This window comes from Salinivibrio socompensis S35 (assembly GCF_000513715.1).
Lineage (GTDB): Bacteria > Pseudomonadota > Gammaproteobacteria > Enterobacterales > Vibrionaceae > Salinivibrio > Salinivibrio socompensis.
The window spans coordinates 1-14870 of sequence record NZ_AQOD01000071.1; the positions used below are offsets into that span (position 1 = coordinate 1).

Genomic DNA, 14870 nt, shown 5'->3' on the forward strand with positions numbered 1-14870 from the left:
CTAAGTACACTTGTTGTAAGCCAATCGCGCAGAGGGCGAACACCAATAATAACGGTTGTCCTTGCATTGCCAGTACGGGAATCAAGATAAGTGGTGTCAACGCGAGTAAGCCTTGGCTAACCGGGTGACGATATCGACCACTGGGCTCTCTCGCCAAAATGTAGGCGGCGAGCGTTAACCCGGTTAACAGTAAGGTATGGGTCACGGCTGGTGGGAGGTGAGGCACCCATTGATCAAACATAAACGGTGCCATGCCGGGCGGGGCTGGTTCCCTAACACCGATAACACCGCAAGCCAGGAGGCTAATAATAAAACAGTCAGTAGCTTTTGTCGTTGGGCGTGATTAAAAATGAATTGTTGTAGGGCCGAGAAAAAACCCAGGCTAAGCGCTAGAGCGGTGAGTGCATACCCACTATTGTAACCCAGTGCCTGCGGATAAAAATAAGGGATCATCGTCAAGCCGGTGGCAATCCCCAATGTGCCAGTAAGCCGGCTTGCCCGCCATGTGTGTTGACGGATCACCTCTAAACCGGCGAACCCAAGCGTGAATGCAAGGTGAGTAATGATAGCGCCGCCGCGGGATGACGTATGCCTACCAAGGGCAGAGACACCGAGTAAAGGGGCAGACAAACCAGCCATAATACGGTCAAGGCCACCAAAAAAGGTACCGTCAATGGCTTGCGTATGACACGGTTAGGCGGCAGCGCTACGGTCATTATCGCGCCAACATCGGCTTAAGAAAGTGAGCGGTATGGCTGCCTACCACATCGACGATCGCTTCCGGTGTACCTTGTGCGATGATCTCACCACCGCCATTCCCGCCTTCTGGGCCAAGGTCGATGATCCAGTCCGCCGTCTTTATCACGTCCAAATTGTGTTCAATCACCACAATAGTATTCCCTTGCTCTCGCAAACGGTGCAGAACATTGAGCAGTTGTTGAATATCATGGAAGTGTAACCCTGTGGTCGGCTCATCAAGAATATACAGCGTTTTACCGGTGTCACGTTTGGACAGCTCTCTGGCTAACTTGACCCGTTGCGCTTCTCCTCCAGAAAGAGTAGTCGCGGCTTGGCCAAGACGCACATAGCTCAAGCCGACATCCATCAAGGTTTGCAGCTTACGTTTAATCGCAGGCACCGCATCAAAGAACCCACGCGCGTGTTCCACCGTCATGGCGAGAACTTCATCGATGGTTTTGCCTTTATAGCGCACCTCGAGCGTCTCGCGGTTATAGCGTTTGCCTTGACACACATCACAAGGGACATACACATCCGGCAAGAAGTGCATCTCTACCTTGATGACGCCATCGCCTTGGCAGGCCTCACAACGGCCACCGCGTACGTTAAAACTAAAGCGACCCACTTTGTAGCCTCGTGCACGTGCTTCTTGGGTACCAGCAAACAGCTCCCGGATCGGGGTGAAAATACCGGTGTAGGTCGCAGGATTCGATCTCGGCGTGCGGCCAATCGGGCTTTGATCGATATCAATGACCTTATCAAAGTGTCCTAAGCCATCAATCGATGCATACGGCGCAGGATCCGCGGTCGTCGCACCGTTTAATTGCTGGTGGGCCACTTTAAAGAAAGTATCGTTGATGAGGGTCGATTTTCCGGAGCCCGAGACACCCGTCACACAAGTGAGCAAACCGACAGGTAAGTGCAGGTCGATATTTTTGAGGTTATTCCCGGTCGCACCTTTTAGCGTCAACATTTTCGCGGGATCGCGTGGTATCCGTTGTGCTGGTACCGCAATCGCCTGTTTACCAGAAAGATACTGCCCGGTAAGTGAGCGCTCACTAGCAAGAATATCGTCAAGGCTGCCTTCTGCCACGATCTCGCCGCCGTGCGCCCCCGCACCTGGGCCAATATCGATGATGTAATCGGCGGCGCGAATGGCATCTTCATCGTGTTCGACCACCATCACGGTATTGCCCAGATCGCGCAGATGTTCCAAGGTATCTAGCAAGCGCGTCATTATCGCGCTGATGCAAGCCAATCGACGGTTCATCCAACACGTACATGACACCGACTAGGCCCGCGCCAATTTGGCTGGCCAGACGAATGCGTTGGGCTTCACCGCCCGATAATGTATCGGCACTGCGTGACAGGTTGAGATAATTGAGGCCCACATTGACCAAAAAGCGTAACCGGTCATGGATTTCTTTCATCACCTTTTCGGCGATCTTTGCGCGTTGGCCGCTGAGTGACAACTGTTCAAAAAAGTCGAGTGCTTGCTGAATGCTCAGCTCACAAATTTCAGGCAGATTACGCTTATCGATAAAGACATGACGCGCTTCTTGACGCAAACGTGAGCCACCGCAACTGGCACAGGGCTTAGTGGCAATATATTTGGCAAGTTCGTCGCGCACCGCATTGGATTCGGTATCGCGATAGCGGCGCTCCATGTTATTGAGGATCCCCTCAAACGGATGCTTACGCACGCGAATATCGCCCCGATCGTTGACGTATTTAAACTCGATCTCTTTCGGCCCCGATCCATATAAGAGAATATCTTGCAGGGTCCCGGAGAGATCCTGCCAGGGCGTTTCCAGATCAAAACCGTAGTGCTCAGACAGTGAACGCAGCATTTGGAAGTAATAAAAATTACGACGATCCCAACCTCGGATCGCACCACCCGCGAGACTCACCGCAGGGTTTTGGATCACGCGTTTACGATCAAAGTATTGCTGAACGCCTAACCCGTCACAGGTGCCACACGCACCGGCGGGGTTATTAAATGAGAACAAGCGGGGTTCCAGCTCTTGCATACTGTAACCACAATGGGGGCAGGCAAAGTTGGCAGAAAAAATGATTTCTTCGCCGTCGCCGTCCATCCAGCTGATCACCGCACTTCCCCCGGTGAGTTCAAGCGCGGTTTCAAAAGACTCGGCTAAGCGCTGTTGTTGATCGTCGCGCACTTTAAACCGATCGACGACCACCTCAATGGTATGCTTTTTTTGTAACTCGAGCATGGGTGGATCGGACAGATCACACACTTCGCCATTGATCCGAGCGCGAATAAACCCTTGGGCGGCCAGATTTTCGAGTGTTTTTACATGCTCGCCTTTTCGGTTTTTAATAATCGGGGCGAGCAGCATTAACTTACTGCCCTCGGGCAGTGCCAATACTTTATCCACCATTTGGCTAATGGTCTGTGCCGCTAAGGTGACATCGTGGGTAGGCATCGAGGCTCTCCCACTCGCGCATAGAGCAGACGCAGATAGTCGTAGACTTCGGTGATGGTGCCAACGGTGGAGCGCGGGTTGTGTGATGTGGACTTTTGCTCAATCGAGATCGCAGGTGACAGCCCCTCGATATGATCAACATCGGGCTTTTCCATCAAGGATAAAAATTGCCGCGCATACGATGATAAAGATTCAACATAGCGACGCTGTCCTTCTGCATACAAGGTATCGAAGGCGAGCGATGATTTTCCAGAGCCAGACAGGCCGGTGATCACAATCAGCTTGTCACGGGGAATGGTGACATTAATATTTTTGAGGTTGTGCGTACGCGCGCCTCTGACGTCGATATTGTCCATTATTATCCTACTACTCAGTCAGCTCACTGGTTGGTCGCCTAGTATCGCACAGAGACGACCATGGCCAAATAAAAAGGCTGTATATTTACACAGCCTTTGCTCGTATCGAAAAACCCGCTCACCCCGATGCACCTTGAGGCGTTAAGGGTTTTTGACGGTTGCCTCATCTTTGTTGCTGCTACCGAGGTAGTGGTGCTGGTAGCAGTGATTAGTGGCCTCAATAAAGCCTTCAACACTGCCACAATCAAAGCGTTCGCCTTTAAATTTATACGCGAGTACACACCCGGACTGCGCTTGTTTTAACAATGCGTCAGTAATTTGTACCTCACCATTTTTACCCGGCGGTGTATTTTCTAACAGATCAAAGATATCGGGTGTGAGAATATAACGGCCAATGATCGCGAGATTGCTCGGTGCATTACCGGGATCAGGTTTTTCCACCATATTGTCTACGCGGAAAAGGTCATCTTTGATCTCTTGGCCTGCAATCACCCCGTATTTATGGGTTTCGTCTTCTGGCACTTCTTCGACCGCCACAATTGAGCAACGGAACTGGTTATAGAGCGCGACCATCTGCTTGAGTACACCGTTGTCGGGATGAATGCAAAGATCGTCAGCAAGCACGACGGCAAAAGCCTCATCCCCGACCAGATCACGCCCGGTGAGGATCGCATGTCCCAGCCCACGCATCTCATGTTGGCGAATATAAGTGAAGGAGGCTTTCTCGATAGTATTACGAATATCGTCCAGCAGAGCTTCTTTATTGGTGCCACTGATTTGATGTTCGAGCTCATAGTTTTTATCAAAGTGGTCCATGATGGCATGTTTGCCACGCCCCGTGACGATACACATGCCATTGATACCTGCTTCCAACGCTTCATCGACGCCATATTCAATCAGGGGTTTATTGACTATCGGCATCATTTCTTTCGGCATTGACTTGGTGGCCGGTAAAAAGCGGGTGCCATAGCCAGCGGCTGGGAACAGACATTTTTTAATCATCACGGATCCTTTATTTTTATTGAGTAGCCATCAGCCCATGAGGCTGTGTCCACGCCACTCACCGGTTTGCGAGCAAGTGGCTGTTCATAATCGGTTATGGGTCAATAGTTTGCTGGGTTACACGCAGCGACGCAAGTACCGAGCCTCTTTAAGGAATGATAGCGTGACGGCCTTGGGATTGCTGACCCGCTATGGGGCAAAATGTGCCATAAACGCCGCGGTAAATGCTGATAAGTCGGTAGCCGGCAGTGCATTGATCGCGCCCGCCGCGGCGCTCGCCCTCCACCGGTGGCAAATTGCTCAGCTAACTGCACCGCGCTCGTAGGACGATTTAATGGTGCGCGGATACTCGCCATCCAATCTCCGCTTGGCGTTGGCGTCAACACAGCATGGGCGCTATCGGGATCCTGGTTGGCCAGTTGATTTCCCAACATACCACTGATGCGACGCGCCCAAGCCGCATCCGGCAACAGATAAACCTGACCCCCATCCCCGGTTGTTTCCGGCACGAGCGCGTCTGCGTTTTCCCGGTCGCTTTGATAGGCCTCGGCTAACGACAGCACAATATCCGGGTAGGCGCGCATAAAGTCATCGGGGGTATCAAAGCCACAGAGATGCCGATATAAGATGGCGGGTGGCATGATGAGATCATCCAAGCTCGCGCCATAGCTGTTGTAATTCAGATAGTGGCCAAGCCGCTCAAGCCGGTCACGTTTTGCCGTTTCAAGGCCAGATTGACGAGCGAGCGTCTCAGCCGTGCGATAGAGATTATCGCCATAGGCGCCGACCAGCGCCCATTCTCGGTATCGACCGTGCAAAAGCCTATCAATAATCAGGGCGGTACAGGTGTTGGCACTGGTATGAATATGCGCGTCTAATAACGGAGAGTCAGGAATGGGGCCACTTTGATGGTGATCGGCGTAGAAGACGTGGGTGCCGGACGCGAGTAAAGCGGTAAGAGCGGCTTGATTTTTGGCCATGGAAATATCCATGACCGTTACCTGTTCGCCGGTCGGAGGCACCTGCTTTACCAACGCAATATCACGTTTTACCCCGGTGATCAGCGTGTTTGATTCAGGGTGGGCGAGCCGCCACTGCACCAAGGCAGAGAGGCCGTCTGCATCCCCGTTGAATACATCAAAAGCCATCCTACAACGTCCTTTTTGGCTAATTATTAGACCATCGTAACGTGGGCACGGCTTTGGCCCAAGTTACCAATCATCGCTGCCACTGTCTGTGACGTCCTCGTATCCCACTGATCCAATCAATGAGGCGTTATTTTTCGCCCAGAACACCGCTTGTACGCGATTTTTGACATTGATTTTTTTAAACACATTGTAGAGGTGCGATTTCACCGTGTGCTCACTCACCGCTAAGGCATTGGCGATATCTTGATTTGAGGCTCCCGTGACTAAGTGATGCAAAATCTGCTGTTCACGGTTAGTCAACACAACCGCCTGTTCATCAAGGGTTTGCTGGTGATGCTGTTGGTAATAATGGATTAAAGCAGCCATTTTATGGCGTGGTAACCAATACTCACCGGAAAACATTTTTTCAATGCCGTGGCAAAGATGATGAATCTCATCTTCTTTTTTGAATACTCCTTTGATAAAGGGCCAGCTTGCGAGTTCTTTGGCACTCAAATCATGCGCATTGAGCAACGCAAACACGTGCTGCTCGGCAAATGGCGCTAACGTTTGTTTGAGTTGGTCGGTGGCGGTGTCATCAAAGGCATTGAGATCAATAAGTACCAATCCAGAACGCGCGGTCAGCTTGTCGGCTATTTCGTGGGGCGTCACGAGTTCAACTGCACTGTGAATCTCTTTTTCTAAACATGTCATTAACGCCGAAACAGACATGCTAGGCTGCGAAATAAGAAGGAGTGTGTAACTGTCTGACGTGGTTTCCGCTTGGTTCATAAGCATCCTACTGATGTTCACTCAACATGCGTCGCCGTCCGAACGTTGGTCAATACCCGTTCACGAACGCCAAGGCGACGCAAGATTTCTATCAGTCTAAACCATTTTCATCACTCAGGTATATGCGCGTCGTAGTAACGCATTGTTGCTACATTGCAAGTGCAGAATCTGGAACCCGATCGCGTGGAAAAGCTTCGAACCTCGAGTGGGCTCGTGCTAGACTTCATGCTTATTTATCCAGTAAGCGAAATCATTTCGCGCGTAACAGCAACAATGGGAGTCACCTATGGCCAGCCGTGGCATAAATAAAGTCATCTTGATTGGTAATTTGGGCAATGATCCGGAAATCCGTTACCTTCCCAACGGCGGTGCGGTGGCGAACCTAAGCCTCGCGACCTCGGAGTCGTGGCGTGATAAAAACACCGGTGAGATGCGAGAGAAAACAGAATGGCACCGTGTGGTTCTATTTGGTAAAACCGCAGAAGTGGCCGGTGAGTATCTGCGCAAAGGCTCGCAAGTGTATATTGAAGGCCAACTGCAAACGCGCAAATGGCAAGATCAAAGCGGTCAAGATCGCTATACCACGGAAGTAGCCGTACAGCCGTTTAGCGGCAGTATGCAAATGTTAGGTGGGCGGGGCGGCCAAAACCAAGGCCAGCCGATGCAGCAGCAATCGCAGCAGCAAGGTGGATGGGGTCAACCTCAGCAGCCTCAGCAAAACATGAATCAGCAACCGCCGCAGCAGCAAGCGGCCCCTCAGCCACAATCTCAGCCTCAGTCGCAACCTCAGCAGCAGTATAATGATCTGCCTGACTTTGACGACGATATTCCGTTTTAACCAACGGCTATCTGAAAGCCGCATCGTTATCGACAAAGCGCCCCATGATTGGGGCGCTTTGTTTTTTAGCTACGGCTACATTCATCTACTGCGGAATGTTAGGCAACGCCCGGTCCGGCCTTTAAAAAGTGAGGCAGTTGGGTTGGCGTTGGGCATTTTAACTGGCCCATTACCTGAGTCATTTGTTGGGTGAGCATTTCAATCGCATGCTCGCCGCCATGGCGGCCAACGGCGCCACAGGCGTAAACAAACGTTCGGCCCAGCAAGGTAAAGTCAGCGCCCATGGCCATGGCTTGCGCAATATTACCACCACTTTGCACGCCGCTGTCCATCAAGAGCTTAATCTTATCGCCGTACTGATGCTGGATGGTTTGAATGGTATCTAACGGGGATTCGCCCACATCTAATTGACGTCCGCCATGATTGGATAGCACCACACCATCCGCGCCGAGCGCAACCGCTTGGGCGACATCCTCAGGGTTGACCAGCCCTTTAAGCACTAAGGGCCCATCCCAGTTATCCCGGATCACTTTCAGGCTCTCAAAATCGACCGCGCCCATCACGGTATTATTCATAAAGTTAGCCAGCTCGCTGGTGGGCATGTTTTTCGGCATATACGGCTTCAAGGTCTGCATTTCAGGGACACCAGCAAGGAGTGTCTGCCAGCTCCAGCTTGGGCATTGCATCATTTGCGCGATATTACGAAGGTTCATTTTGGGCGGCATGGCCAAGCCATTTTTGATATCGCGAGGGCGATAACCAAAGGTGGGGACATCTACCGTCACCACCAGCACTTTATACCCTGCACGTTTGATGCGTCCCATCAGATCGTCACGGATCTTGGCATCCGTTGGGTTATACAGTTGATACCACGCTGTGCCTTCAGAGATCTCGGCAATGGTTTCAAGACTCGCTGAGGATACGGTACTGAGTACATAAGGAAGATTTGCCTTGTACGCCGCTTTGGCGAGAATTTCTGGCGCTTTGGGCCACATCAGTCCTTGTAAGCCGACTGGCGCGACCCCAAACGGGGCGGCGTAGCGTTTACCAAATAACTCAACGGATAAATCAATCTCTGGGGTGGGGCGAGCAAATCTGATTGTAATTTTACTTGGGTGAATGAACTTGCATTGTGCGCCACCCCAATTTCGTCGTGACAACCGCCACAAAGGTAATCAAACGCGAAGGCAGGAATACGCTTTTTAGCCGCTTTTTTTAGCGCTGGCGTATCAGGGTATTGGGGATGATAGTAAGACATAAATATCGTATCGCTGTGAGGTGAGTGTTTGGCTTTACCCTAGCGCAGCAATTGTTAGTGATATATAGACAAAAAATAAAATACTTTTTCCAAAATCGCCTAACCCCCGATAACCTCTTGTCCTTCAAAACCGCGTGATGAGCACTAAATGTACAACTGCTTAACTTTTTGTTTAATAAAGTCGATAAACAGCTTGGTTTTGGTGTGGTTGTATTCCAGTTTGGGATAATAGGCATAAGCCGATGAGCGGGGCTGTTTGAGTTCAGGTAACACGGGGACTAATAAGCCCTGGTCAATTTCTTTTTGCACTGTGCCTGCGCCGCCTAAAATAATCCCCATGCCAATCACTGCCGCACTGACCAACGCCTCAGGGTTTGGAGAGACAAAGTTGCCAGATAACTGTAAGCGCGTCCCTTCTTCGAATACCCGCTCTTGAGGCTGATGGGAGTGGCCGTAGAGCAAAATATTATGTTGGCTCAGTTGGTCAGGGTGGGTTATGGGGGTGTGGCGGGCAAGATACGTGGGCGAGGCAAAAAAGCCAGGCTGAAAATCAAACAGCTTTGCCGCAATATAGCTGGCAGAGTTGAAGTACTCGAGCTCGCGACTGATCACCACATCAAGGTTGAGATCAGGCAACTGTCCCGGGGTTAAGGTGGTGAGCTCAACTTTGATTTTCGGATAAATCTCAAGAAACTCAGCAATAAAGTTGACCAGAAAACGGTTCCCTGTCACCAATGGCGCACCAATACGTAATATGCCGCTGACTTCCCCAAAGGTAGACGTCGTCTCACTGACTAACTGTTGCCAATCGTCGACCCAGGTTTTCGCTCGGTGATGAAAAAGATCACCGGCATCGGTCATCGACAGGCTGCGCGTGGTGCGTTTAAGCAGTTGTACGCCAAGCTGGCGCTCAAGCCAACTCAGGCGTTTAGATAAAGCTGAGCTTGAGGTATGCAGCTGGGTGGCAGCTTGCGCCAGCGAGCCCTGATCCACCACACAGATAAAGCTTTTGGTACAGGTAATCCAGTCCATGAGTCCTCTTTAGGAAGAAAAGATAGCCACGGAGGGTGGCTAGGCATTCACATTATGATAACCAAGCCTGATAATAGTGGCTACACGCCCCAAAAGGCGACTTCAGTCAGCAGAGAATCATGGATAGAACAACTAATGCGATTAAAGTCAGCGGAATGAAGCTGACCAACCGACTCGTTGCCTTCGTCACTTTAATTGTGGTGTGCGCCATTTTTGTGTTGTTTATTGGTGGTGCCATCAGTTTTCGCCAGCTGGGGATCGACTTTATCTCGCATTACGTCGATGGCATGGTCGATGTGATTGATCAAGAGATGGCGAGTGAGCAGCGAAACAATCAGTATTTTTCTCGTTGGTTGCCCAAAATGCTCAAAGCCAGTGATGTCACCTCTTTGACTATCTACTCAGAAACCGGGATTTTGTATCAATATGAGCAAATCCAATATCAAACGGCGGCCACGCAACAAGTGATTACCCGAGATATTCCGCTCGACAGCCATCCTGGTTACGCGGTGAAGCTCACTTTTGTCCCGCCGTATGCAGAGTTTGCGTATTCCATCGGCCCGCTTTCCTCCTTATCTGCGGCGATCTTGGTGATTGTCCTTGGCTTAGCCTGGGGGATCGGATGGCTACGGCAGCAACTGTATGGCAGTGAAGTATTGGAGCAGCGTGGCCGATTAATATTAGCGGGCCGCTTAGATGAGGCACAGCAAGGCGACCCCCGAGAATGGCCTATTCCCGCGAGTGCCGCCTTGAGTCAATTAATCGAGGAATTGAAAGAAGCACGCCAAGAGCGGAGTCGTTTTGATACCTTTATCCGCACCAATACCTTTCTCGATCAGCTAACGGGAGCGGCGAACCGTGTGATGTTTGACAACCGCCTGCATACACTGGCCAGTGACGATGCCAGCCAAGGCAGTGTTATTTTAGTCCGTGTGGCCGATTGGGATGAGTTGGTCGCGCAACATGGTCAAGAGGCGGCGGATCAGCTGATTCAAGCCATTGGTAACGTTCTATCTAATGCTATTCAGCGCTTTCCCGATGCCGTGCTTGCACGTTATTTTGCGTCTGATTTTGCCATCTTATTGGTCAACCAGGCGGGGGACGAAGTGCATCCTTTCTTGGCACAAATCACCAATGCATTAGATAAACTGGCACCGTCAGAGGCGCTGGATAAAGATAACTGGTTTCATTTGGGCATGACCTCTTTTGGCGCTGGGGAGCGGCGTGGCCGATTAATGGATGAAGCTGAGCGAGCGCTAAAAGCGGCGGAACTGACCGGGCAAAATGGCTGGTCACAGTTTGACAAGCAAATCAGCCGTTTGGATAAGCGTGGCAGTGTGCGTTGGCGCACCTTACTTGAATCAGTGATGGCCGGTGAAGGCCCCATGCTCTATCGCCAACCTGTGTTTGCACGAGATGGAAAAACTCGTCTCCATTATGAACTTTTAGGCCGAATTAAAGACGAAAAAGGTAAAGTGTTAAAAGCATCGCGTTTTTGGCCTGGGGTCGAATGGGTCGGGATGGATGTCACCTTTGACAAGGCGACCGTGGGACGTGCGTTATGGTGGCTAAAAACGCGTGATTATATTGATAACTATGCGGTGAATGTTAGTGCATACTCACTGTGTCAGCGCGAATTTGTGATTTGGCTGCGTGATGCTTTGCTGCAAACCCCACGCAGTACATTAAATCGACTGCTAGTGGAAGTCTCGGAGGGCGCTTTGGTGTCACACTTTGACGCCGCGCGACCTTGCTTACGACTGATTGCCGCGTTAGGGTGCCGACTCGTGGTTGACCAAGCAGGCAGAACGATAGTGAGTACTCACTACGTAAAAGATATTCAACCTGCTTATATTAAGCTGCATCGTAGCCTGGTCCGTAATATTCACCAACGCCCTGAAAATCAGCTGTATTTGCGCAGCGTGTTGGGGGCTTGTGAAGCTACCCCTACGGAAGTGCTTGCTGTCGGTGTGGAAACCAATGAGGAGTGGTCCGTGGTGAAAGATCTTGGCGTTGCAGGAGGACAGGGGCGTTTGCTGGGTGCCGAAATGTCACCACATCCCGCTCAGAAAAAGCGCCGCCGTTGGGGGGAAACGATGACGCTTGGGAGAAAAAAAACGCTTCAACAGGGACGCGGGTGGTTAGAAGTGATATTAATCGTCAGTATTTTATCGGTTCTTGTCGTCATTGCGGTACCGAAGTTCTATGATTATGAAGCCGATGCGAATGTGTCAGCGCTTAAAGGGTTAAAAAGTGGTATCGATAGTGCCTTGGCACGGACGTATGCTTTGGCGGAAGCCAAGCAAATTAGCGATCAGCCCTCTCAATCCCTGATCGTTGATGGGAAGGAAGTTAGTGTGAAATACGGCTATCCCCAAATGAGTGCGTTGCCTAAATTAGTGAGCGCGCTGCAGGACGCCACACATTGGCAGATACGGCGATACCCTGAACAAAACCGCGTCGACTTTATCTGGTTGTTCCATGAGCAGCCAGCGCCTGCGTGTTATTTGATGTATCAGGAGGCAACGGCTTCACAACAGGCATCCACGACGCTGGTGATTGGCGAATAATGCCAGTCATCCGCGGAAGAAAAACAAAGGGAATGATGCGTTTTTGATGGAAAAATCATCAAAATGACCGCGCATTGAAAAAAAACACAGATCTCATTCAGGTTTAAAGCACCGTATCTTGCTGCTTACCGTGCGCGTTGATACATTTAGCCCAATTTGACTGATTTCACAGCTTGCAGGATTAACTGACCATCATGTTTAAGAAACTTCGCGGGATGTTTTCCAACGATCTATCGATTGATTTGGGAACCGCCAATACACTGATTTATGTAAAAGAACAGGGCATTGTTCTGGATGAGCCGTCTGTTGTCGCTATTCGTCAAGACCGCGCGGGTTCTGCTAAGAGTGTGGCTGCTGTGGGTCATGATGCGAAGCAAATGCTGGGGAGAACGCCGGGTAACATTGCCGCGATCCGTCCGATGAAAGATGGTGTGATTGCTGACTTTTATGTCACAGAAAAAATGTTACAGCACTTTATAAAGTCTGTGCATGATCATAGCTATATGCGTCCAAGCCCACGTGTGCTCGTCGCCGTGCCTTGTGGCTCAACACAAGTTGAACGCCGTGCGATTCGCGAATCAGCGGTGGGCGCCGGCGCTCGTGAGGTTTACCTGATTGATGAACCCATGGCTGCGGCGATTGGTGCAGGTCTGCCAGTGTCAGAGGCGACCGGCTCGATGGTGATTGATATCGGTGGCGGCACCACAGAAGTGGCGGTTATCTCGCTTAATGGTGTCGTCTATTCTTCGTCGGTGCGTATAGGTGGTGACCGTTTTGACGAGTCCATCATCAATTATGTTCGCCGTAATTATGGCAGCTTGATTGGTGAAGCGACGGCGGAGCGTATCAAGCACGAAATTGGCTCGGCCTATCCAGGCGATGAAGTGCGTGAAATTGAAGTTCGCGGTCGTAACCTCGCAGAAGGCGTACCACGTAGCTTTACGCTCAACTCCAACGAAATCTTGGAAGCGTTGCAAGAGCCGTTGACCGGGATTGTTTCCGCGGTGATGGTAGCGTTAGAGCAGTGTCCACCGGAGCTTGCGTCCGATATTTCTGAACGCGGCATGGTTATCACCGGCGGAGGGGCTCTGTTGCGCGATCTCGATCGTTTGCTCACCGAAGAAACCGGTATTCCTGTGGTCGTGGCGGAAGACCCACTTACCTGTGTCGCACGCGGTGGGGGTAAAGCGCTTGAGATGATCGATATGCATGGCGGCGATCTTTTCAGCGAAGATTAACGTGACTGTGCCAACAAACAGGTTGTTGTCATTATGAAACCTATGTTTGGCAGAGGACCGTCTCTGCAATTACGCCTGTTTTTCGCGCTTCTACTATCAGTCAGCCTTATGCTGGCTGATAGTCGTCTTGATGCTTTCGCCGGGGTACGTTATTTCCTCAACACCTTGGTGGCGCCGCTTCAGTATGCGTCGAATGTTCCTCGTGACACCCTTGATGAATTAGTGATGCAGTTTCGCTCTCATCAGCGCCTGGTGGCTGAAAATCGCGCCCTGCGCAAACAGGTGCTACAGCTCGAAAGTGATCAGCTTCTATTGGCACAGACCGAGCGCGAAAACCAACGTTTACGTGAGTTACTGGGGTCGTCGTTTATTCGTGACGAACGAAAAATGGTCGCCGAAGTGATGGCGGTTGATTCCGACCCTTACAAACATCAAGTCATGCTCGATAAAGGGCGGACTAATGGTGTGTATGAAGGGCAGCCTGTCATCAACGAACACGGCGTCGTGGGACAGATCGCCTATGTGGGCGCCCACAACAGCCGTGTCCTGTTGCTTACAGACCCTACCCATGCAGTGCCGGTTCAAGTGATGCGCAATGATATTCGCGTGATAGCGTCTGGCCGTGGGACCACCGCTATATCGGCTTAGATAATATTCCGAGTAGCACGGATATCAACGTTGGCGACAAATTAGTGACATCCGGACTTGGCGGCGTGTTTCCTGAAGGCTATCCGGTGGGAACAGTAACAGAGTTCTCGTTTGATAATAAACGGCCCTTTGCGCAAATAAAGGCGGCAACGGCGGTAAAATTCGATCGGTTACGTTACCTCCTTTTAGTCTGGCCAACCCCGGAAAAAGCGGACAATGCGCGTCCCGATCAGCCGGCGGCGCAATCTTCATCTGAAAAAGAAGCGCCGTCATCCGAGTCTGCGCCGTCATCCGAGTCTGCGCCGTCGCCAGATAGCGAGGGAGAATCGCCATAATGGCAAATATGACATTTCGCGGGCAGTTGGTTATTTGGCTCTCCTTCATGGTTGCCTTGATTTTACAAGCCGCACCTTGGCCGGGTGAGCTTGCGCCTTTTCGCCCTTCTTGGGTCTTATTAGTGGCCTTCTATTGGGTTTTGGCGTTGCCACATCGAGTCAATGTGGGGACGGCGTTGGTGGTCGGGCTTTTATGGGATCTGATGCTGGGGTCCACCTTGGGCGTTCGAGGGATGACCATGGCCATCTTGATCTATATTGTCGCGCTTAATTTTCAATTATTGCGCAATATGTCGTATTGGCACCAAGCGCTTTTGCTGTCCTTGCTCACCTTGGCCGGAAAATTGATCGAGTTCTGGGCGGAGTATTTAGTCTCTAACGTACAGTTTAATCCTGAACAGCTTTGGGCAGGAGTGCTTAACTTTATACTGTGGCCATGGATGTTCTTATTGTTGCGCCGGTTGCGCCGTCGGTTTGCCATTCGTTAGA

Annotated in this window: 10 protein-coding genes and 3 pseudogenes; 5 read left to right on the plus strand and 8 right to left on the minus strand. The window is 51.0% G+C overall.

The annotated features are described in order from the left end of the window. The 6 genes and pseudogenes from DZ54_RS20375 to DZ54_RS0108975 form a co-directional block, all read right to left on the minus strand. Positions 1 to 241: pseudogene (locus DZ54_RS20375) on the minus strand (hypothetical protein); the annotation flags it as partial. Beyond that, complete coding sequence (locus tag DZ54_RS20380) at positions 202 to 639, minus strand: hypothetical protein (protein WP_037354051.1); 438 nt, start codon at positions 637 to 639, stop codon at positions 202 to 204. The pseudogene DZ54_RS20375 and the gene DZ54_RS20380, both read right to left, overlap by 40 nt. Before the next feature lie 76 nt (positions 640 to 715). Beyond that, positions 716 to 3541 (minus strand): annotated as a pseudogene (gene uvrA / locus DZ54_RS20385) (excinuclease ABC subunit UvrA). Positions 3542 to 3682: 141 nt separating this feature from the next. Next, a complete protein-coding gene (galU, locus tag DZ54_RS0108965; RefSeq protein ID WP_025673824.1) occupies positions 3683 to 4543 on the minus strand; it encodes a UTP--glucose-1-phosphate uridylyltransferase GalU in 861 nt (286 codons plus the stop codon). Between the two features lie 101 nt (positions 4544 to 4644). Next, a complete protein-coding gene (locus tag DZ54_RS20390; RefSeq protein ID WP_338057049.1) occupies positions 4645 to 5691 on the minus strand; it encodes a DHH family phosphoesterase in 1047 nt (348 codons plus the stop codon). A 63-nt stretch (positions 5692 to 5754) separates the two neighbouring features. After that, complete coding sequence (locus DZ54_RS0108975) at positions 5755 to 6462, minus strand: LuxR C-terminal-related transcriptional regulator (protein ID WP_025673825.1); 708 nt, start codon at positions 6460 to 6462, stop codon at positions 5755 to 5757. Positions 6463 to 6748: 286 nt separating this feature from the next. Between DZ54_RS0108975 and DZ54_RS0108980 the strand changes: the two genes are divergently transcribed. Beyond that, positions 6749 to 7300: a single-stranded DNA-binding protein gene (locus tag DZ54_RS0108980; protein WP_025673826.1), complete on the plus strand. Its 552-nt coding sequence runs from the start codon at positions 6749 to 6751 to the stop codon at positions 7298 to 7300. A 98-nt stretch (positions 7301 to 7398) separates the two neighbouring features. Here the strand turns inward: DZ54_RS0108980 and DZ54_RS20395 are convergent, their stop codons facing one another. Continuing rightward, a complete protein-coding gene (locus DZ54_RS20395) occupies positions 7399 to 8460 on the minus strand; it encodes an alpha-hydroxy acid oxidase (protein WP_205619379.1) in 1062 nt (353 codons plus the stop codon). A 242-nt stretch (positions 8461 to 8702) separates the two neighbouring features. Continuing rightward, positions 8703 to 9590 carry a LysR family transcriptional regulator gene (locus tag DZ54_RS0108990; RefSeq protein ID WP_025673827.1) on the minus strand — a complete coding sequence of 296 codons (888 nt, stop codon included), beginning with the start codon at positions 9588 to 9590 and terminating at the stop codon, positions 8703 to 8705. Positions 9591 to 9709: 119 nt separating this feature from the next. Here DZ54_RS0108990 and csrD point away from each other — a divergent pair, with 119 nt between their 5' ends. From csrD to mreD, 4 genes and pseudogenes are all read left to right on the plus strand, one after another. Continuing rightward, positions 9710 to 12160, plus strand: a complete 2451-nt coding sequence (gene csrD, locus DZ54_RS0108995) for an RNase E specificity factor CsrD (protein ID WP_025673828.1) — start codon at positions 9710 to 9712, stop codon at positions 12158 to 12160. Positions 12161 to 12354: 194 nt separating this feature from the next. Continuing rightward, complete coding sequence (locus DZ54_RS0109000) at positions 12355 to 13398, plus strand: rod shape-determining protein (RefSeq protein WP_025673829.1); 1044 nt, start codon at positions 12355 to 12357, stop codon at positions 13396 to 13398. Between the two features lie 33 nt (positions 13399 to 13431). After that, positions 13432 to 14381 (plus strand): annotated as a pseudogene (gene mreC, locus DZ54_RS20400) (rod shape-determining protein MreC). Next, entirely contained in the window at positions 14381 to 14869 is a 489-nt protein-coding gene (gene mreD / locus DZ54_RS0109010; RefSeq protein ID WP_025673830.1) for a rod shape-determining protein MreD, read from the plus strand. Before mreC ends, mreD begins: the two are co-directional and overlap by 1 nt. Position 14870 lies beyond the last annotated feature (1 nt).

Coding starts and splice junctions, on each gene's coding strand:
- galU (WP_025673824.1), bottom strand. CDS start 4,543: ATGATTAAAAAATGTCTGTTCCCAGCCGCTGGCTATGGCACCCGCTTT.
- DZ54_RS0108990 (WP_025673827.1), bottom strand. CDS start 9,590: ATGGACTGGATTACCTGTACCAAAAGCTTTATCTGTGTGGTGGATCAG.
- DZ54_RS0108975 (WP_025673825.1), bottom strand. CDS start 6,462: ATGAACCAAGCGGAAACCACGTCAGACAGTTACACACTCCTTCTTATT.
- DZ54_RS20390 (WP_338057049.1), bottom strand. CDS start 5,691: ATGGCTTTTGATGTATTCAACGGGGATGCAGACGGCCTCTCTGCCTTG.
- mreD (WP_025673830.1), top strand. CDS start 14,381: ATGGCAAATATGACATTTCGCGGGCAGTTGGTTATTTGGCTCTCCTTC.
- DZ54_RS0109000 (WP_025673829.1), top strand. CDS start 12,355: ATGTTTAAGAAACTTCGCGGGATGTTTTCCAACGATCTATCGATTGAT.
- DZ54_RS20380 (WP_037354051.1), bottom strand. CDS start 639: ATGGCTGGTTTGTCTGCCCCTTTACTCGGTGTCTCTGCCCTTGGTAGG.
- DZ54_RS0108980 (WP_025673826.1), top strand. CDS start 6,749: ATGGCCAGCCGTGGCATAAATAAAGTCATCTTGATTGGTAATTTGGGC.
- csrD (WP_025673828.1), top strand. CDS start 9,710: ATGGATAGAACAACTAATGCGATTAAAGTCAGCGGAATGAAGCTGACC.